A 219-nucleotide genomic window follows, 5' to 3' on the forward strand; every position below is an offset into this window, starting at 1 on the left:
TCGAACTCGGCAAACGCCTTCAGCCGCTCCACATCGGGGATGGTCAGCGCGGACTTGCTCCAGACGATCAGGTCGCTCGCCCGTAACGCCTGCAGCACGCGGTTGATGTGAACGCACGAGATGCCCATTGCATCCGCCAGATCCGTCTGCGAGATCGCCAGCTCGAAGCTGTTCGCGTCGGCAAGCCCCACGACCTGCAGGCAGACCAAAAGCTCGCAG

Annotated in this window: 1 protein-coding gene; it reads right to left on the bottom strand. The window is 63.0% G+C overall.

Translation table 11 applies throughout. The features are described 5' to 3' along the window. Positions 1–219 (bottom strand): helix-turn-helix domain-containing protein (locus tag WDW90_RS40470; RefSeq protein ID WP_336493150.1); only part of this gene is annotated, 219 nt, incomplete at both ends.

The sequence above is a fragment of the Methylobacterium nigriterrae genome (assembly GCF_037106235.1).
GTDB classification, from domain to species: domain Bacteria; phylum Pseudomonadota; class Alphaproteobacteria; order Rhizobiales; family Beijerinckiaceae; genus Methylobacterium; species Methylobacterium nigriterrae.